Genomic DNA, 18,447 nt, shown 5'->3' with positions numbered 1-18,447 from the left:
GCTCCTCTGGGATTGGGGTGGGCTACAAGGTCGCTGAATATAGTGACGCAACGGTGCTTGCGCAAGTTGGGGCGCCCACTTATCCAGGCAGATCACCGAAAAATGCTGCATTTCTGCACGAAATGGGCCGCATGGCCTGGATGCGTCAACAGTTCTCCCTCACATTGTGGCCCAAGCAAGCCTTCACTCACCTGACAACGCGCCAGGCTCCAGCCAGACTTTTGCGGCAGCAGCTGCCGATTGACCACCTGCAGCGCGAGTTCCTTAGCGAACTGCGGACTTTTCCCCGCCGAGTTGCTTGTCTTCCAGCCGCAGGATGCCCAGCGCCTTGAGGATGTATTTCTCGTAGATCGGCTCGGACGTACCCGCCCTCACCTTGTGCAGGAAGTACTTCTCGAAGGCCACCTTGGCCAGATGCACCCACTTGCCCTTGCGGAACCAGTTGACGTTGCGCGGCGGCAATTGCGGCAAGGCGACGAAGGCCGCACCGCTGTCGCCCATGTCCGCAAGGCAGATCGCGTTCCACGTGCCCTTGGCCTTCGCCTCCTTCCCTTCCAGGTCGGCGGCGATGTTGTCGACAATGGCGGTGACCATCGTCTCGATCATGTAGCCGGTTTTCGGCGCACCGGTCGCCACTGGCGTCACCTCCACTGGCGGAATGGCCACGCACACGCCCGCTGCGAAGATGTTGCGGTACGCGCGGCTGCGCTGATGCTCGTCGATCAACACGAAGCCGCGCGGATTGCACAGCCCGTCCACGCCGGCGACTGCGTCCACGCCCTTGAAGGCCGGCAGCATCATCGCGTAGCGGAACGGCAGCTCATGGTCCCGTAGCGGATTGCCCAGACCGTCGAGCTCCGTCGTGTGCAACAGGCCCGGCTCCACGCGGCTCGTCTTCGCATTCGTCACCCACTTGATGTCGTGGTTGCGGAATTCGCTTTCCAGCATGGATTTGGAATCACCCACGCCGCCCAGGCCCAGGTGACCGATGTAAGGCTCGCTGGTCACGAAGGTGATCGGCACCTTGTGGCGCAGCTTGCGGCGGCGCAGGTCGGCATCGAGGATGAAGGCGAACTCATAGGCCGGCCCGAAGCAGCTGGCGCCAGGCATCGCGCCGACGATCACCGGGCCGGGGTCGTGCAGGAAGTCCTGGTAAGCCGCGTGGGCCCGCTCGGCGTGGTCGGTCGTACAGATCGAATGGGTGTGTCCGTCCACTGGCCCGGCGCCCGGAACCTCTTCAAAGGCCAGCCGGGGGCCGGTCGTCAGAACCAGATAGTCGTATTCAAGCGTGCTGCCATCGACCAGTTGCAGCGTGTTTTGCGCCGGCTGCACCGCGGCGACAGCCTGCGCCACGAAGGCGATGCCTTTCTTCTCCAGATGCGGACGCAGCGGCACGGTGATCGCGTCCCGCGTGCGTGTGCCCACCGCGACCCACGGGTTGGAAGGAACGAACTGGAAGTAATCGCTCGCATTGACGAGCGTGATTTCATGTCCCTTGCCCAGCCGGGCTTTCAGCTCATAAGCCGCAGGCACACCACCGATGCCCGCACCGACGACAACGATCCTGGCCATGTGTCTCCTCCTTTGTGGATGGGTTATAATTTTCATATTAGTATTTTCTAATATTAAACCCAAACCAAAAGCAAAAACTACGTTCACGCACTTCAGGCGCGAACGCCAGTCACACAAGCCCTTGCGAGGAAACCATGAAATCAGCCCACGACCTGGTCGCTGCCGCCAAGCAGCGGATCACGGAAATCGAGATGAGCAAGGCCGACGCGGCCATCCGCGACGCCAACATCCTGCTGGATGTGCGCGAGCCCGACGAATACGTCGCCGGCCACATCCCCGGCGCCATCAACATCCCGCGCGGCATGCTGGAATTCCGCATGAGCTCAGCACCGGAGCTCACCGCCCGCGACCTGCAGATCATGCTGTATTGCAAGAGCGGCGGACGTGCTGCGCTGGCCGCCGCCACACTGCTCGACATGGGCTACCTGAAGGTCGAATCGCTCGCAGGGGGCTTCGATTCCTGGGTCGCCGCCGGCCACCCGGTGGCGCGGCCCCAATTGCCGGATTTCGAATAGGCAATGCAGTGGCCTGGCTGTCCGGGCCACTTCCATCAGGCCGCCGCCGCACACCCCCGCCGGGCCAGCGAGACCTTCGAGCCGCAGGTCCGGCCGATCTCGCCGCAGATCCACCAGGCGGTATCCACCAGCGCATCGAGCTGGATGCCGGTCTCGATGCCCAGGCCGTCGAGCATGTACACCACGTCTTCTGTCGCCACGTTGCCGGATGCGCCCACTGCGTACGGACAGCCGCCGAGGCCGGCGATCGAAGTGTCGAAGGTCGCCACGCCCGCCTCCAGCGACGCATAGATGTTGGCCAGCGCCTGCCCGTAGGTGTCGTGGTAATGGCCGGCCAGCTTGTCCATCGGCACCCGCCGGGCCACCGCATCCAGCATGCGGCGCGTCTTGCCCGGCGTGCCGGTGCCGATGGTGTCGCCGAGGCTGACCTCGTAGCAGCCCATCTCATAGAGCCGCGCCGCCACGTCGGCGACCGCCTCCGGCACCACCTCACCCTCGTAGGGGCAGCCCAGCACGCAGGACACGTAGCCGCGCACCCGCACTTCAGCAGCGCGGGCCTCTTCCAGCACCGGCACGAAGCGCGCCAGCGATTCCGCGACCGAGCAGTTGATATTCTTGCGGCTGAAGGACTCGGACGCCGCGGCGAATACCGCCACCTCCTTCACCCCCGCCGCCAGCGCCGCCTCGAAGCCCTTCAGGTTGGGCGTCAGCACCGGATAGTCGACGCCGGGCAGGCGCACGATGCGCGCCATCACCTCGGCGTTGTCGCCCATCTGCGGCACCCACTTGGGCGACACGAAGGCCGTCGCCTCAATGGCCTTCAGGCCGGCGGCGCCAAGGCGGGCGATCAGCTCGACCTTGGTGTCGGTACCGACAAGCTTCTTCTCGTTCTGCAGGCCGTCGCGGGGGCCGACTTCGACGATGCGTACGCGCTGGGGCAGGTTCATGGCTTCCTTTCTTCTATCAGGCTGTCGCGGCCTCATCGAGGCCGAGGGTCTGCTTCATTTTCTCGCGGATCTGGAATTTCTGGATCTTTCCGGTCACCGTCATCGGAAAACTGTCCACGAAGCAGATGTAGCGCGGGATCTTGTAATGGGCGATCTGCCCCTGGCAGAAGGCGCGCACGTCCTCTTCCGTCAGGCGTTCCCCTTCGCGCACGATGATCCACGCGCACAGCTCTTCGCCGTACTTCTTGTCCGGCACGCCGACCACCTGCACGTCCAGCACCTTCGGGTGGCGGTACAGGAATTCCTCGATCTCCCGCGGGTAGATGTTCTCGCCGCCGCGGATCACCATGTCCTTGCTGCGCCCGACGATGTTGCAGAAGCCTTCCTCGTCCAGCGTCGCGATGTCGCCGGTGTGCATCCAGCCGGCCTTGTCGATGGCCTCGGCGGTCTTCGCCTCGTCACCCCAGTAACCCAGCATCACCGAGTAGCCGCGGGTGCACAGCTCGCCCGGCGTGCCACGGGGCACGATGCGGCCGTCGCTATCGACGATCTTCACCTCGCAATGGGGCTGCACGCGGCCGACGGTGGACACCCGCCGCTCGATGCTGTCGTCGGTGGCGCTCTGGAAGCTGACCGGCGAGGTCTCGGTCATGCCGTAGGCGATGGTCACCTGGCTCATGTGCATCCGCTCGATGACCCGCTTCATCACCTCGATCGGGCACGGGCTGCCGGCCATGATGCCGGTGCGCAGGCTGGACAGGTCGAAGCGCGCGAACTCCGGGTGGTCGAGCTGGGCGATGAACATTGTCGGCACGCCGTAGCTGGCGGTGCATTTCTCTTCCGCCACCGCCTGCAATACCGCCAGCGGCTCGAAGGCCTCGGCCGGATAGACCATCGTCGCGCCGTGGGTCAGGCAGCCCAGGTTGCCCATCACCATGCCGAAGCAGTGGTACAGCGGCACCGGAATGCACACCCGGTCGCCCGGCACCAGGCGGATCGCCTCGCCAACGAAATAGCCGTTGTTGAGGATGTTGTGATGGGACAGCGTGGCGCCTTTGGGATTGCCGGTCGTTCCCGACGTGAACTGGATGTTGATCGGATCGTCGAACTGCAGGCGCTCGCCCAGTTCTTCCAGCTCCGCCAGCTCGTCGCGGCTCGGCGCCCTGCACAGGCTGTCGAAGTTGAGCATGCCCGGCGTGTGCTCGGCGCCCAGGCGGACGACGATCTCCAGGCTCGGCAGCTTGTGGGCGCGCAGCAGGCCCGGCTCGCAATGGCCCAGCTCCGGCGCCAGATCGGCCAGCATCTCCAGGTAGTCACTGCTCTTGAAGGACGGCGACAGGATCAGCGCCCGGCAGCCGACCTTGTTCAGTGCGTACTCCAGCTCGCTGCGCCGGTAGGCCGGGTTGATGTTCACCAGCACCAGGCCAGCCTTGGCGGTGGCGAACTGGGTCAGCGTCCATTCCAGCCGGTTCTGGGACCAGATGCCGATCCGCTCTCCCGGCTGCAGGCCCAGGCGACGCAGGCCGCAGGCCAGCGCATCGACTTTGAGGCGCAGCTCCGCATAACTGAAGCGCACGTTCTGGTGGCGCGCCACCAGTGCCTCCCGCTCCGCGTGCAGGGCGCAGGCCAGGTCGAAATGGCGGCCTATCGTCTGGCCGATCAGGGCTTTGTTCGATGCTCCGTGGACGTAGCTCAGCGCGTTCATGGGTCTCCTCACATCTTGGTTGTGGATTGCAGCGGTCCGCTCCCGTCTGCGCGGGCTGGCGGATTGGATCTGTCGGGGGCGCGGGAACGCGCCCCGGGGGAATGACGCCCAGCAGGCGGGGGCGATCGACATCGCCCCTCGCCGTGTTGCCTTACTCCGCAGCCGCCTCGAACTCCACAAGCTCGGCGCCGTCGCCCACCTGGTCGCCGACGGCGAAGCGGAAGGCCTTGACGAGGCCCGCGGAGGGCGCGGTGATGGTGTGCTCCATCTTCATCGCCTCGAGGATCAGCAGCGGCGCGCCCTTGGCCACCGTGGCGCCGGCCTCGGCCAGCAGCGCGATCACCTTGCCAGGCATCGGCGCCAGCAGGCCGCCTTCGGCACCGCCGCCTTCGCCGCTGTGGTGCAGCGGGTCCACCGCGGCGAACTGCCAGGTGTGGCCGTGCCCGAAAACGTGGCGCCGCTCGCCGGCCACCACCACCGTCGCGGTGGTGCGCAGGCCGTCGAACTCGGCCCGCAACAGGCCGCGCGGGTTGAGGCTGCCGCTTACCGCGCTCGTCACGTCGTCCAGCGTGATGTCGAAGCGCTCGCCATGGGCCGCCACGCACAGGGTCTTCTGCGCGTCGCCGAAGCGGAACATCAGGTTGCGGGCCGCCGGCGCGTTCATGCGCCAGCCGTCGCGCCGGTGCCACGGCGAAGCCGGCTCCGGATGCCGTGCGGCGATGGCCGCGGCGCGCTGGCGTTCGCGCAGCAGCTCGGCCAGCGCCACGGCCAGCCAGGCTTCGCGGGTCGGCTGTTGCTGGGCCGGGAAGAGATAGTCCTTCTCGCGCTCGATCAGGCCGGTGTCCAGGTCCGCGTTGGCGAAGGCCGGGCAGGCCGTCAGGCGGGACAGGAACTCGATGTTGTTGGCGACGCCGACCACGCGGTATTCGGCCAGCGCCTGCAGCATGCGCGCCAGCGCCCGGTCGCGGTTCACGTCCCAGACGATCAGCTTGGCGATCATCGGATCGTAGAAGGGCGAGATCTCGTCGCCCTCCTCCACGCCGGTATCCACGCGCACGTGCATGCCCTCTTCCGGCGGTGCCAGATGCAGCAGCTTGCCGGTGGAAGGCAGGAAGCCCTTGGACGGATCTTCCGCGTAGATGCGCGCCTCCAGCGCGTGGCCGTTGATCGCCAGCTGTTCCTGGGCCAGCGGCAAGGGCTCGCCAGACGCCACGCGGAGCTGCCATTCGACCAGATCGAGGCCGGTGATCATCTCGGTCACCGGATGCTCCACCTGCAGGCGGGTGTTCATCTCCATGAAGTAGAAGGTGCCGTCCTGATTGGCGATGAACTCGACGGTCCCCGCGCCCACGTAGCCGACCGCTCGCGCCGCATCGACAGCAGCCTTGCCCATCGCGGCGCGGCGCTCCGGCGGCATGCCCGGCGCCGGCGCTTCTTCGAGCACCTTCTGGTGGCGGCGCTGCACGGAGCAATCCCGTTCGAACAGGTAGACGTAGTTGCCCAGCGTGTCGCCGAAGACCTGGATCTCGATGTGGCGCGGCCGGGTCAGGTATTTCTCGACCAGCACATGGTCGCTGCCGAAACTGGAGGCGGCCTCACGCTTGCAGGACGCCAGCGCATCGAGAAAGTCCTCGCTGCGCTCGACCAGCCGCATGCCCTTGCCGCCGCCGCCGGCCGCCGCCTTGATAAGCACCGGGTAGCCGATGGCGTCCGCCTGCACGTTGAGAAAACCCGGTTCCTGGTGGTCGCCGTGGTAGCCGGGGGTCAGCGGCACATGGGCCTTTTCCATCAGCTTCTTGGCTTCCGACTTGGAACCCATCGCGCGGATCGCCGACACGGGCGGCCCGATGAAGACGATGCCGGCCTGCTCGCAGGCATGGCAGAAGTCTTCGTTCTCCGACAGGAAACCGTAGCCCGGATGGATCGCCTGGGCGCCAGTCTGTCTGGCGGCGTCGATGATCCGCTCGATTACCAGATAGCTCTCCCGCGCCGCCGCCGGCCCGATCAGCACTGCCTCGTCGGCCAGACGCACGTGGCGCGCGCCCGCATCCGCCTCGGAATACACCGCCACTGTCTTGATGCCGAGCCGCCGCGCCGTCTTGATGACGCGGCAGGCGATCTCCCCGCGATTGGCGATCAGGATCTTGTTGAACATGCTGTCTCCCTTCTTATTGTTTATCCGCGATCCATGCCGCCGGCCGCTTGTCGAGGAAGGCGGCGAGGCCTTCGCGGGCTTCCGGCGTGGCGCGCAGGCTGGCGATGCGGCGGGCGGTGTCTTCGACCAGCGCGTCATCGACGGGCTGGTCGGCCACCGCGCGGATCAGGTCCTTGGCGGCGCCCTGGGACAGCGGCCCGCCCTGCAGCAGCGCGGTGACGATCTCGCCCACCTTGGCATCCAGCCCATCGGCCGGCACCGCCTCGTGGGCGAGGCCCAGTTCATAAGCCCGTGTTGCAGAGATGCGCTCGGCGCTCTGGAAATAGCGGTAAGCCTGGCGCGCACCGATGGCGCGCAGCACGTAGGGGCTGATGGCCGACGGGATGATTCCGAACTTCACTTCGGACGTGGCGAACACCGCGCCCTCGCCAGCCACGCAGATGTCGCAGGCAGCAGCCAGCCCCATGCCGCCGCCGAGAGCCGCGCCATGCACGCGGGCCAGCGTGGGTTTGCGCAGCTCTGCAAGCACCCGCAGCATGCCGGCCAGGCGCCGCGCGTCGGCGAGGTTCTCGTCCACCGTGGCCGATCCGGCGCGCTTCATCCAGTTGAGGTCGGCGCCCGCCGAGAAGCTCTTGCCACGCCCAGCGAGCACCACCACGCGCACGCTGGCGTCCGCGTCGAGAGCCTGGCAGGCGGCGGTGAGCTCAAAGATGAGTTGCTCGTTGAAGGCGTTATGCACCTCTGGGCGGTTCATCCAGATCGTCGCGACGGCACCGTCGCGGAGGATTTCCAGCGTCTCGTACATGGCGGCCCCTTACATCCGGAACACGCCGAAGCGGGTCGGCTGGATCGGCGCGTTGAGGCTGGCCGACAGGGACAGGCCGAGCACGCGGCGGGTCTGGGCCGGATCGACGACGCCGTCGTCCCACAGGCGGGCGGTGGCGTAGTACGGATGGCCCTGGTCCTCGTACTGCTGGCGGATCGGAGACTTGAAAGCTTCCTCCTCGTCGCGGCTCCAGCTGCCGCCCTTGGCCTCGATGCCCTCGCGGCGCACGGTGGACAGCACACTGGCGGCCTGTTCGCCGCCCATCACCGAGATGCGGCTGTTCGGCCACATCCACAGGAAGCGCGGGCTGTAGGCGCGGCCGCACATGCCGTAATTGCCGGCGCCGAAGCTGCCGCCGATCAGCACCGTCAGCTTGGGCACCTGCGCCGTGGCGACGGCGGTGACCATCTTGGCGCCGTCCTTGGCAATGCCGCCGTTTTCGTACTTGCGGCCGACCATGAAGCCGGTGATGTTCTGCAGGAAGACCAGCGGCACGCCGCGCTGGGCGCACAGTTCGATGAAGTGGGCGCCCTTCTGGGCCGATTCGCCGAACAGGATGCCGTTGTTGGCGACGATCCCCACCGGAATGCCATAGAGGTGCGCGAAGCCGGTGACCAGCGTGGTGCCGTAGCGGGCCTTGAACTCGTCGAAGCGCGAGCCATCGACGATGCGGGCGATCACCTCGCGCACGTCGTAGGGCTTGCGGGTGTCGGTGGGGATGATTCCGTAGATCTCGGCCGGGTCGTACAGCGGCTCTTCCGCGTCGGCGAGCTTGAGGTCCGTCGGTTTGGTGCGGTTGAGGGTGCCAACGATGCGCCGCGCGATGTGCAGCGCGTGGGTGTCGTTCTCGGCCAGGTGGTCGGCCACACCGGAGATGCGCGTATGCACGTCGCCGCCGCCCAGGTCTTCCGCCGTCACCACCTCGCCGGTGGCCGCCTTCACCAGCGGCGGGCCGCCGAGGAAGATGGTGCCCTGGTTCTTGACGATGATGGTCTCGTCGCTCATCGCCGGCACATAGGCGCCACCGGCGGTGCATGAGCCCATCACCACGGCGATCTGCGGAATACCCTCGGCGGACATGTTGGCCTGGTTGAAGAAGATCCGCCCGAAGTGGTCCCGATCCGGAAACACCTCGTCCTGCTTGGGCAGGAAGGCGCCGCCGGAATCGACGAGGTAGAGGCACGGCAGCTTGTTCTGCTGAGCGATCTCCTGGGCGCGCAGGTGCTTCTTGACCGTCATCGGGTAGTAGGTGCCGCCCTTCACGGTGGCGTCGTTGGCGACGATCATGCACTCCACGCCACTGACCCGGCCGATGCCGGCAATCACCCCGGCCGACGGCGCATCGCCGCCATACATGTCGTAGGCGGCCAGCTGGCCGATCTCGAGGAAGGCCGTGCCCGGATCGAGGAGGTGATCCACCCGGTCGCGGGGCAGCAGCTTGCCACGGGCCACGTGCTTGGCGCGGGCCGCTTCGCCGCCGCCGAGGGACACCTGGGCGGCCTTTTCGCGCAGGTCGGCGACGATGCGCCCCATGGCTTCCGCGTTGGCCTGGAATTCCGGCGAGCGGGGATTGATGCTGGATTTGATGATGGTCATCGCTGCAGCTCCGCTCAGGCCGTTTCGGAGAAGAGTTCGCGGCCGATCAGCATGCGGCGGATCTCGCTGGTGCCGGCGCCGATCTCGTACAGCTTGGCGTCGCGCCACAGGCGGCCGGTGGCGTAGTCGTTGGTGTAGCCGACGCCGCCGAGGGTCTGGATCGCCTCACCGGCCATCCAGGTGGCTTTCTCGGCGGAATACAGGATGGCGCCTGCCGCGTCCTTGCGCAGCGTGCGTGCGTGGTCGGCCTTGTCACAGGCCTGGCCCACCGCATATACGTAGGCGCGGGTGGCCATCCAAGTGGAGTACATGTCGGCCAGCTTGCCCTGCATCAGCTGGAACTCGCCGATGCTCTGGCCGAACTGCTTGCGCTCGTGCAGGTAGGGCACCACTTCGTCCATACAGGCCGCCATGATCCCCAGCGGGCCGCCGCACAGCACCGCGCGCTCGTAGTCGAGGCCGCTCATCAGCACCTTGGTGCCGTTGCCGACGCCGCCGAGCACGTTTTCTTCCGGCACTTCCACGTCGTCGAAGAACAGCGGGAAGGTGTTGGAGCCGCGCATGCCCAGCTTGTCCAGGTGGGTGCCGTGGCTGAAGCCCTTCATGCCCTTCTCGATGATGAAGGCGGTCATGCCCCTGGCGCCGGCCTCGATGTCGGTCTTGGCGTACACCACCAGGGTGTCGGCGTCGCCGCCGTTGGTGATCCACATCTTGGAGCCGTTGAGAACGTAGCGGTCGCCCTTCTTGTCGGCGCGCAGCTTCATGCTCACCACGTCGGAGCCGGCGTTCGGCTCGCTCATCGCCAGCGCGCCCACGTGGTCGCCGGAGATCAGCTTGGGCAGGTATTTCTGCTTCTGCGCCTCGCTGCCGTTGCGGCGGATCTGGTTGATGCACAGGTTGGAATGCGCGCCATAGGACAGGCCCACCGAGGCCGACGCGCGGGACACCTCTTCCAGCGCGATGATGTGGGCCAGGTAGCCCATGTTGGTGCCACCGTATTCCTCCGGCGCCGTCATGCCGTGCAGGCCCAGGTCGCCGAGCTTCTTCCACAGGTCGGCCGGAAAGAGGTTGTCCCGGTCCACGTCCGCGGCGCGCGGGGCGATCTCCTTGGCCGCAAAGGCCTGCACGGTGTCGCGCAGGGCCTCGATGGTTTCGCCGAGATGGAAGTTGAGGCTGGGGATGTTCATGGGCGGGTCTCCTCCACTGATCGTTGTCTGGCAGCACGGCGCGCGCTTGCCGCGCCCATGCCGAATGCTCGCCAGCGTACGCCGGAACGCGGTGCCGCAGGCGCCATCGAGGTTGCAAATCGTGCCACCGGCGTCGAGAATCCGCGCCATGTCCGCCAAGATCGTCCTGCCCGCCTCCTTAAACGGTGGCCGCGCCGCCACGCCGATTGCCTTCATCCGCGCCATCGTGCTCGCCTACCACCGTTATGGCCGCGATCCGGCCAATGCGCTGGCCCGCGCCGAGATCGACCCGCGCCTTCTCGATGACCCAACGGCACGCGTCACCGCCGCCCAGATGGAGGTCATTTCCGGCCACGCCATGCAGGAACTCGACGATGAAGCCCTGGGCTGGTTTTCGCGCCGCCTGCCGTGGGGCAGCTACGGCATGCTGTGCCGCGCGTCGATCACCTCACCGGACCTGGGCGTCGCCCTCAAGCGCTGGTGCCGCCACCACCGCCTGCTCACCGACGACATCACGCTGGAACTGGAAATAACACCCACCTCGGCCCGCCTGAGCATCACCCCCCAGCGCGACCTCGGCCCCATGCACGAGTTCTGCCTCGTCACCCTGCTGCGCTACGTGCTCGGCTACGCCTGCTGGGCCATCGACTCGCGCATCCCGCTGCAGGAAAGCACTTTCCCCTTCCCCGCCCCGCCCCACGCCGACGCCTACGCGCTGCTCTTCCCCGGCCCGGTGCGCTTCGACGCCCCGCAAGCCGCCATCCGCTTCGAACCCCGCTACCTGGACCTGCCGATCCGCCGCGACGAACACGCCCTGCGCGCCATGCTCCACCGCGCCCTGCCGCTGACCGTGCTGCAATACCGCCGCGACCGCCTCCTCGTCCAGGGCGTCCGCCAGTTCCTGCAAAGCGCCGGCAACCGCAGCGCCACCGCCGAACAAGTCGCCGGCCACCTGCACATCTCCGTGCGCACCCTGCACCGCCAACTCCAGGACGAAGGCGCCTCCCTGCAACAACTCAAAGACGAAACCCGCCGCGACCAAGCCATCGAGCTCCTAGACCGCAGCTCCCGCTCGATCAAGCAGATCTCGGCATTGGTGGGGTTCAGCAATGAGAAGAGCTTTTCCCGCGCTTTCAAGGGGTGGACCGGGCTTTCACCGCAGGCGTTTCGCGGGCGGGGGAAGCGAGGCCAGAGTTTTGTTGAGCCGGCTGGGCTTTTGGCTTAAAGAGCTTCCCTTCGAGGGAAGCTGGCTTAACTCGGAGGGGAACTTTCGATGCTCGGAGGGAAGTGAGTTCAAGTTTTAGTTGAACTTGTTCAGCTCGGACTTGAACTGGCTTCGCTCCGGAGGGAGCTGGCTTAAGTCGCGGCTTCGATGGTTCAAGTCTGAGCGAAGTGAGTTCAAGTCGGCGGAGAAAAAGTTCAGGTCCGAGGGGCGAGCGGTTAAGTCGGAGCTGAACGAGTTCAAATCGGAGGGGCATGTGGCTCGGACTCGGGCCCGGCGAGAGCGGTAATCACCGCAACGGTGCCGCCGGCAAGACCGTGCTGACCGAAGACGGGCCTTTGCGGATCGAGGTGCCGCGCGACCGCGGCTGGCAGTTTCGAGCCGCTGCTCATCCCGAAGCTCTGGAGGCGGTGTTTCCGGCCACCACGCTGCAGACCTGCATCGTGCATCTGATCCGCAACAGCCTCGACTACGCGAGCTGGAAAGAGCGCAAGGCGTTGGCCGCCGCGATCCGGCCGATCTACACCGCGCCCAGCGCCGAAGCCGCGCAGGCCGAACTCGACGCCTTCGCCCAAGGCCCCTGGGGCGAGAAGTTTCCACCCGTGGTCGCCGCCTGGCGTCGGGCATGGGATCGTGTGATTCCCCTCTTTGCTTTTCCACCCCCGATCCGCCGGGTGATTTACACCACCAATGCCATCGAGAGCTTCAACGCCCGGTTGCGCAAGATCATCAAGACGCGGGGGCATTTCCCAAGCGACGAGGCCGCGACCAAACTGATCTGGCTGGCCCTGCGCAACATCACCGCGGACTGGGGACGGGCAGCCAGGGACTGGAAAGAGGCAATGAACCAATTTGCCATCCTTTACACCGAACGCTTTGAAGCGGTACGCGAATAGAATCACTACCGACTTCTCCACCGAGCCGCCTGCCACGGTTGGCAGAGACGGCTATGAAAGGCAGCCTTTAGCCTTAAGAACGGAGTCAACTTGAGGAGGATGCAATAGATGCATCATCTCGAAGGTTCTGGCTGTTGGCCCTTTCTGCCTGCCATTCATTAATTAACTCATGAACAACCTCAATATCCTTTGGCGACAAAAGAACAACTTCAGAGTATCCATCTAGCGCATCACTTGTTAGAGATTGATCACGCTTTTCTGCCAGTAGTTCTAGGAGCTCCTGCTCCAGATTAAAGCACTCAACGAGCATTCCTTTTGCGCTATTAATAATGGAATATTCATATCCTTCCGCAGAAAGTCGATCTTCAATTTTCTTCGTCGTTATTCCAATTTTATGTTTTCGATTTCCATCTATATCAATTTCAACAAAATAAAGCCAAGCTGGCTTTGACGCCAACTCTGGGTCCCTAGATAAAATAGTTGCGTTATATCGACCTGAATTCATAACCCTTTCACCAAGAGCAACAGCATCAGCAAGCAACATCCCCTTTCTTATTCTGGCACGCAAGGCGCCTGCTGATATCCCGACATCTTGCGCAACGTCAACTAGACTCTTGTAAAGCTTGCCGTTGTACTCAACCGAAATAGAGGTCTTATAAGAAACCAATCCAAGCGCTTCTTCCATGGTTCTACCTAGGGAAAGACGGCCCAAAAGAACCTCTGGCGTTATTCCATGAGAGTTTGCGGCCTCAGTCAGACTCTTGTATGTTTTTCCGCCGACTGAAACAGATCTTTCTTTTCCATCCATAGCAACTGCTTCTTGTGCTGTGTATCCGTATACAACAATGCGCTGTCTTACAACGTAAGCTTGAAGCCCGTACTCATCAGCCAGTGCCTTATATGATTTATAGGTCTTGCCATTGACCAAAAGATTGATTGGCTTTCTTTTATTGTTCGGGGGTTCTTTACGCAAAAGAAGATCCCCTTTTTTTATTGGATCTAGGCCTATGGCCTGCCTTGTTGTTGCGCCTCGTTTGAGCCTATATCTAATAGTGCCTCGGGAAACTTTGTATAACTCTGATAACTCCTCGATGCTGTAATTTTTGTCAAGAAGTTCGTATCTCACACCCCTTTCGGAGCGTCCATCCTGCACAACCGAAATTCCAAGCGCCTCTTCGTTTGAGAAGCCCTTTATCAATCTTTTTCTATATGTAACAAACTTGACCCCTAGCTTTCTGCACGCATCCGCAGCGCTCTTATATCCAACCCCGCCAGCAAAAAACTTAAAAACCTCCTTCTCGATTGGCGCCAAATAGCCAAATCTCTTTTTTTCCGGAACAAGATCGTCATTCCTGCAGCCTCTTGAGTATCTCTTGTATATCGTATTTTCAGATATTCCATACTTTTGAGCAACAGACGGAAGATTAGGATATTCAACACCCTCAACAATATGAGATCCCAGCTTTGTCTCTATCGTTTTTTGTTTTGGGGTTAGCAAGGCATCATTAAGACTCCAGCCTTGCTGCAGGCGTTTCCTTACGGTGGCTATTCCGACGGAAATCAACCCTTTATTGCTTTCGTAACAGGAGACTAGAGTTTTGTATGACTTTCCGTTGAATGAGTATTTCATTTTAATCGCAATTTTTAATAAAAACAGAATAACGCTTTAAGGAAGCACTGATTTATTCCCCATCCACCTCGGCGCCCAGGCCGATGCGAGATAATTCTGTCTCTGCCCCTCCCACGAGACCCTGATCGATGCAGTCGAGTTTTTCCGAACTGGAGTACGCCGGCAAGAAGAAGCTGACGCGGCGTGACCGTTTTCTTGCCAGGATTCACGCGGCCACGCCGTGGGCGGCGTTGGAGGCGGAGATCGAGCCGTTCTACCCCAAGGGCGAAGGCCGGGGGCGTCCGCCGATCGGCCTGTCGCGGATGCTGCGCATGTACGTGGCCCAGCAGTGCTTCGGGCTGTCCGACGAGGGGATGGAGGACACGCTGTACGACAGTCAGGCGATCCGCGGCTTCGTGGGGATTGATCTGTCGCGGGAATCGGCACCGGATGCGACCACCCTGCTGAAGTTCAGACGGCTGCTTGAAACGCACGGGCTTACGCGCAAGATCTTCGAGGTAATCAACGCCCATCTGGCCGAACAAGGCCTGATCCTGCGCGAAGGGACCATCGTCGATGCCACGTTGATCGCGGCCCCGCCCTCGACGAAGAACGAGGCCAAGGCGCGCGACCCGGAGATGCACCAGACGAAGAAGGGCAACAACTGGCACTTCGGCATGAAGGCTCACATCGGCGTCGATGCCAAGTCGGGGCTGGTGCATACGCTGGTTGCGACGGCCGCCAACACCAGCGACATCAGCCAGGCCCATGCCCTGTTGCACGGCCAGGAGCGCACCGTGTTTGGTGATGCGGGCTACCAAGGCGTCGAGAAACGTCCCGAGAACCAGGGCAAGACCGTTGAATGGCTGGTGGCGATGAAGCGCAGCGTGCGCAAAGCCCTGCCGGCGGATGAACTGGGTGGGCTGCAGGATCGGTTCGAGAAGCTCAAGGCGAGCATCCGGGCGAAGGTCGAGCATCCCTTTCATGTGATCAAGAACCTGTTCCGGCACCGCAAGACCCGCTACCGCGGGCTGGCGAAGAACGAGGCGCAACTGTTCTCGCTGTTTGGCTTGGGCAATCTGGTACTTGCTCAGAGGCGTATGCGGGCGATTCACGGCCAAGGTGCGTCATGAGGGGGGAAACCGGATGAATACCCCTCGAAAATCGGCCTTCTGATACCTGACACGCCCCATTTTATGAATGCACTTGGGCAAAGAGTTGCGTTGGGAGGAAACGGGGATTTGTTCAGTGTTTCCTTAAGTCAAAGATCTTAATCTTAACCTAAAATACATATTAGAAAAGTCAACCGAGCACAATGGCTTGTGGGGATGCAAGGTCTCTCGCCCAAGTCCTATCCACGGACAACATTGAGATGGTGGTCCGGTGCTTTCCAGCAGGGCCTTTCTTGGTGAGCTTGAGGCTGGAGAAGATTGCGAAGTTGCCATTAGTCACCACGAAGTCAGTGTCGTTTAGTAGGGTCTCTGTGTCATGTCCTTCTCGGTGACGTTCAGCGGATTGATGCCCTGCCCTACCTTGATGAGCTTGTTCTGATCAAGGAAGACCAACAGGCGGGTCAGCTGGCCGGCGCATTTAACTCGTCGTCGAGTAAGATTGACCGCTCCCCCCAGCAAAGGGGCAAGCCAAGTGTTGGCGGCCGGCCGAAAAAAAGGACGTGCCCAGGTACGCTTCCTGCCTGAATGCCGGTGTACTCCTCCTGCACCCCAGGACGCCGGCAAGCGATTCCGCCAACCGGCAACTCTTACCGACACGGAGGCAGAAAATGGACATTCGGGCCGTAGGTCAGCCGATCACCGCGTCTCAGCGCCACAGCTACGCCGAGACGCCCGACAGCAGTTTCTACCAGACCTTCCAGTCGGCCTTTGCTGCGGCCAAGGTCGTTGCCGACGGGGGCACGACCGGGCCGCAGGCGGCGGCTGGCCAGGCGGGCCCCACGTCGTCCGAGGCCCTGGAGGCCATTCTCGGGCGGACCCACGCGGAGCTGTCCGCGCTGCGGGGTGTGGGCGCCGACAGTCAGGCCGTGTATGCGGGGGTGTTGAACAAGGCTTACGGCAGCGGCGCGATGGGCAACGCCCGCCAGTTCCTGGGCAGCCTGTCAGCCGAGGAGCTGGAGGCCGTCCGCAAGAACCACTGCCTGGCCGAGCCGATCAACGTGGCGGCGATCAGCGAGGAAGGCGCCCGCAACCTGCTGTTGCCGGAGGGCTTCAGCGTGGATCTCAATGGCGATGGCTTCGAGGAAGTCGGGGCGGCCCTCACCGCCCACTTCCCGCCCGACGACGCCCCCGCGGCGGTTCGGGAGGCGTGGTTCCAAGCCACCGCAGCGATGCCCGATGGCGATGTGATGACCTACAGCCTGGTGATGCACGGCGCCGTGTATGGCCTGCGCATCGACGGCCACAACACGCCCTCCCCCTACAAGGCCGACGACATGGACAGCTACCGCCAGATCGTCGGCAACTTCCTGGCTGCGCTGGAGGACCAGCGGGGGCTGATCTCCAGCGAGCAGTACGCGCGGGACAAGGATTTCTTCACTCGGCTGGGGGCGCTCCTCCTGAATTGAGCAGTGAATTCGGCCCACGGGTACGCTTGCCCAGCGGTGGGACAGTAATTCCGAGATCCAGCTAGCCCTATGTGTGGGCACAGTCGCATGAGCACATAGCGCAGATACGCGTAAGCCGGTTGTGAGAATCTCATTGTCCACAATCACACTATATAAGATGTAGTTTTTTATTCCGCACTTTCAATCTTCTCTTTTTTATTGTCAATTTGAGTTACATCCAGATCAACAAGAATTTCTCCACTTTTGCTTGAGTAAAAAACAAGCCTTGTTGGCTCAAAAAGAATTCCATAACGCCTTATCTGGGTGGCGTAGGGAGTGTCTATTGTCGGCCTGTGAATCTCAGGCTTTAGCTCCTTAAATCCATGCTCAATTATTCTTCCAGCAATTGCTATGCGTATGTTGTTGCGACCTATTTTTTTTGCACGATCAGGCGGAACAATAAGAGCGTGCCCGGCATAAACCCAAAAACCTCGGCACTGGAAACAGTTATTTGACTTAAGAATTGACCAAAGAATAGCATTACTACTTCGAACAAGAAGCACCAAATCAGAACCCGTCGTATCGTGAATCTCTTTTTTTACTCCAAATATATTCTGTCCTACTTTTTCTTGCGTAGTCCTGCCAATTTTTCCAATTTCGCAACTGTGCCAACCATCAAAATCGATTGATGCGCCACAACCAGCTACTTCAGGTCTTGATGGCAAAAAAGCTTGCTTATCTGGATCGTATGAATAAGATGTATTTTCGAACGTAAATACATATTCAGCCTTTGAGCTAAAAGGAGCTACTATAGGGTCTGAGTTCTTCAGTCGAGCCAGGAAATCGTCGGTTGTTTCATATTCTCCTTTTACTAACCGGGCAGTGGAAGATTTATATTTTGAATAAAATATCTTAAAGTCGAATCCCCAAACACCTTTACCACCCTTTACACTTTCATAAGTAAATTTGTCAGGACTCCAGCCTTTTGTTAAGAGTCGACCATTCTGCTCTTCAGCATAAACACACGGGAATATCAGAGCATTGACAATAACGGCAATAATAAATTTATAAATCACAATATCCTTCCGGATGGTAGATTTTGTTAGCGCTGACCTTATTTCTTTGAGCGGAGGATGCAACCAAACAATCTGGCTTCATATCACATCGTTTTCAAAATTTATTGTTGCTCATAAGAACCGACAACAATCTAAAAGCCAATGCTATCGAAGCTCGGCCTCACAGAATGCGAAATATTACCAATGTTATTCGTTTTGGGCGTATCGGTTAGGGCGTAAGCGCTCAGCCATTCCGTCTCCCCAAAAGCAGCCGAAATAGCGTATCCGTGTCCACGCCAACCGGCGTAAGTGTCTAGTGAATTCAGCCCGCGGGTACACTTGCCGAGCAGTGGGGCAGTAATTCCGAGATCTGGCTAACCTTGTGTGTGGGCAGTCGCGTGAACGCATCGCGCAAGTACACGTAAGGGTAAAGCCCGTTGAGCTTGGCGCTTTGGATCAGGCTCATCACTGCGGCCGCGCGCTGACCCGCCGGCGCTGTTCCGGCAACCCCCCCGTTCTTTCGGCCCCTCGCCCGAGGTCTGATCTGCTGTTCATCGTGGTTGTTATCAATGGGCAAGCCTGAATCAGCGAGGAAGGCGCCCGCA

General features: G+C 61.8%; 13 protein-coding genes and 2 pseudogenes. 5 read left to right on the top strand and 10 right to left on the bottom strand.

Annotated elements, in window-relative coordinates; genetic code table 11:
* Positions 1-264: 264 nt before the first annotated feature.
* Positions 265-1,572 carry an NAD(P)/FAD-dependent oxidoreductase gene (locus AC3QL2_RS23110; protein WP_493232669.1) on the bottom strand — a complete coding sequence of 436 codons (1,308 nt, stop codon included), beginning with the start codon at positions 1,570-1,572 and terminating at the stop codon, positions 265-267.
* Between the two features lie 134 nt (positions 1,573-1,706).
* Here AC3QL2_RS23110 and AC3QL2_RS23105 point away from each other — a divergent pair, with 134 nt between their 5' ends.
* On the top strand, positions 1,707-2,087 hold the full coding sequence (locus tag AC3QL2_RS23105; RefSeq protein ID WP_493232668.1) for a rhodanese-like domain-containing protein: 381 nt from the start codon (positions 1,707-1,709) through the stop codon (positions 2,085-2,087).
* A 35-nt stretch (positions 2,088-2,122) separates the two neighbouring features.
* Here the strand turns inward: AC3QL2_RS23105 and AC3QL2_RS23100 are convergent, their stop codons facing one another.
* The 6 genes from AC3QL2_RS23100 to AC3QL2_RS23075 all read right to left on the bottom strand — a co-directional run bounded on the left by AC3QL2_RS23100 (position 2,123) and on the right by AC3QL2_RS23075 (position 10,503).
* The gene (locus tag AC3QL2_RS23100; protein ID WP_493232667.1) at positions 2,123-3,034 is read right to left on the bottom strand and encodes a hydroxymethylglutaryl-CoA lyase; all 912 of its coding nucleotides are present in this window, start codon (positions 3,032-3,034) and stop codon (positions 2,123-2,125) included.
* 16 nt (positions 3,035-3,050) lie between these two features.
* Positions 3,051-4,739 carry an AMP-binding protein gene (locus tag AC3QL2_RS23095; protein WP_493232666.1) on the bottom strand — a complete coding sequence of 563 codons (1,689 nt, stop codon included), beginning with the start codon at positions 4,737-4,739 and terminating at the stop codon, positions 3,051-3,053.
* 151 nt (positions 4,740-4,890) lie between these two features.
* The gene (locus AC3QL2_RS23090; protein ID WP_493232665.1) at positions 4,891-6,894 is read right to left on the bottom strand and encodes an acetyl/propionyl/methylcrotonyl-CoA carboxylase subunit alpha; all 2,004 of its coding nucleotides are present in this window, start codon (positions 6,892-6,894) and stop codon (positions 4,891-4,893) included.
* A 13-nt stretch (positions 6,895-6,907) separates the two neighbouring features.
* Positions 6,908-7,699 (bottom strand): enoyl-CoA hydratase/isomerase family protein, encoded by a 792-nt coding sequence (locus AC3QL2_RS23085; RefSeq protein ID WP_493232663.1) that lies wholly within the window; start codon positions 7,697-7,699, stop codon positions 6,908-6,910.
* 9 nt (positions 7,700-7,708) lie between these two features.
* The gene (locus AC3QL2_RS23080) at positions 7,709-9,316 is read right to left on the bottom strand and encodes a carboxyl transferase domain-containing protein (RefSeq protein WP_493232662.1); all 1,608 of its coding nucleotides are present in this window, start codon (positions 9,314-9,316) and stop codon (positions 7,709-7,711) included.
* Between the two features lie 14 nt (positions 9,317-9,330).
* Positions 9,331-10,503 carry an isovaleryl-CoA dehydrogenase gene (locus AC3QL2_RS23075; RefSeq protein ID WP_493232661.1) on the bottom strand — a complete coding sequence of 391 codons (1,173 nt, stop codon included), beginning with the start codon at positions 10,501-10,503 and terminating at the stop codon, positions 9,331-9,333.
* 148 nt (positions 10,504-10,651) lie between these two features.
* Here AC3QL2_RS23075 and AC3QL2_RS23070 point away from each other — a divergent pair, with 148 nt between their 5' ends.
* Positions 10,652-11,728, top strand: a complete 1,077-nt coding sequence (locus tag AC3QL2_RS23070; protein ID WP_493232660.1) for an AraC family transcriptional regulator — start codon at positions 10,652-10,654, stop codon at positions 11,726-11,728.
* A gap of 389 nt (positions 11,729-12,117) precedes the next feature.
* Positions 12,118-12,621: pseudogene (locus AC3QL2_RS23065) on the top strand (transposase); the annotation flags it as partial.
* A gap of 85 nt (positions 12,622-12,706) precedes the next feature.
* Here the strand turns inward: AC3QL2_RS23065 and AC3QL2_RS23060 are convergent.
* Positions 12,707-14,251, bottom strand: coding sequence for a hypothetical protein (locus tag AC3QL2_RS23060; protein ID WP_493232658.1), 1,545 nt, complete (start codon positions 14,249-14,251; stop codon positions 12,707-12,709).
* A gap of 128 nt (positions 14,252-14,379) precedes the next feature.
* Between AC3QL2_RS23060 and AC3QL2_RS23055 the strand changes: the two genes are divergently transcribed.
* Positions 14,380-15,363: an IS5 family transposase gene (locus tag AC3QL2_RS23055; protein WP_493232657.1), complete on the top strand. Its 984-nt coding sequence runs from the start codon at positions 14,380-14,382 to the stop codon at positions 15,361-15,363.
* A 647-nt stretch (positions 15,364-16,010) separates the two neighbouring features.
* Positions 16,011-16,808 (top strand): hypothetical protein, encoded by a 798-nt coding sequence (locus AC3QL2_RS23050; RefSeq protein ID WP_493232656.1) that lies wholly within the window; start codon positions 16,011-16,013, stop codon positions 16,806-16,808.
* Between the two features lie 167 nt (positions 16,809-16,975).
* Here the strand turns inward: AC3QL2_RS23050 and AC3QL2_RS23045 are convergent, their stop codons facing one another.
* Both AC3QL2_RS23045 and AC3QL2_RS23040 read right to left on the bottom strand, forming a co-directional pair.
* Positions 16,976-17,926 (bottom strand): hypothetical protein, encoded by a 951-nt coding sequence (locus AC3QL2_RS23045; protein WP_493232655.1) that lies wholly within the window; start codon positions 17,924-17,926, stop codon positions 16,976-16,978.
* 238 nt (positions 17,927-18,164) lie between these two features.
* Positions 18,165-18,428 (bottom strand): annotated as a pseudogene (locus AC3QL2_RS23040) (transposase domain-containing protein); the annotation flags it as partial.
* Between the last annotated feature and the right edge of the window lie 19 nt (positions 18,429-18,447).

This window comes from Zoogloea sp. GW822-FHT05C07 (genome assembly GCF_058800215.1).
This window is presented reverse-complemented; position numbering and strand designations above follow the sequence as displayed.

Coding starts and splice junctions, on each gene's coding strand:
- AC3QL2_RS23090 (WP_493232665.1), bottom strand. CDS start 6,894: ATGTTCAACAAGATCCTGATCGCCAATCGCGGGGAGATCGCCTGCCGC.
- AC3QL2_RS23085 (WP_493232663.1), bottom strand. CDS start 7,699: ATGTACGAGACGCTGGAAATCCTCCGCGACGGTGCCGTCGCGACGATC.
- AC3QL2_RS23075 (WP_493232661.1), bottom strand. CDS start 10,503: ATGAACATCCCCAGCCTCAACTTCCATCTCGGCGAAACCATCGAGGCC.
- AC3QL2_RS23070 (WP_493232660.1), top strand. CDS start 10,652: ATGTCCGCCAAGATCGTCCTGCCCGCCTCCTTAAACGGTGGCCGCGCC.
- AC3QL2_RS23095 (WP_493232666.1), bottom strand. CDS start 4,739: ATGAACGCGCTGAGCTACGTCCACGGAGCATCGAACAAAGCCCTGATC.
- AC3QL2_RS23055 (WP_493232657.1), top strand. CDS start 14,380: ATGCAGTCGAGTTTTTCCGAACTGGAGTACGCCGGCAAGAAGAAGCTG.
- AC3QL2_RS23080 (WP_493232662.1), bottom strand. CDS start 9,316: ATGACCATCATCAAATCCAGCATCAATCCCCGCTCGCCGGAATTCCAG.
- AC3QL2_RS23050 (WP_493232656.1), top strand. CDS start 16,011: ATGGACATTCGGGCCGTAGGTCAGCCGATCACCGCGTCTCAGCGCCAC.
- AC3QL2_RS23110 (WP_493232669.1), bottom strand. CDS start 1,572: ATGGCCAGGATCGTTGTCGTCGGTGCGGGCATCGGTGGTGTGCCTGCG.
- AC3QL2_RS23100 (WP_493232667.1), bottom strand. CDS start 3,034: ATGAACCTGCCCCAGCGCGTACGCATCGTCGAAGTCGGCCCCCGCGAC.
- AC3QL2_RS23060 (WP_493232658.1), bottom strand. CDS start 14,251: ATGAAATACTCATTCAACGGAAAGTCATACAAAACTCTAGTCTCCTGT.
- AC3QL2_RS23105 (WP_493232668.1), top strand. CDS start 1,707: ATGAAATCAGCCCACGACCTGGTCGCTGCCGCCAAGCAGCGGATCACG.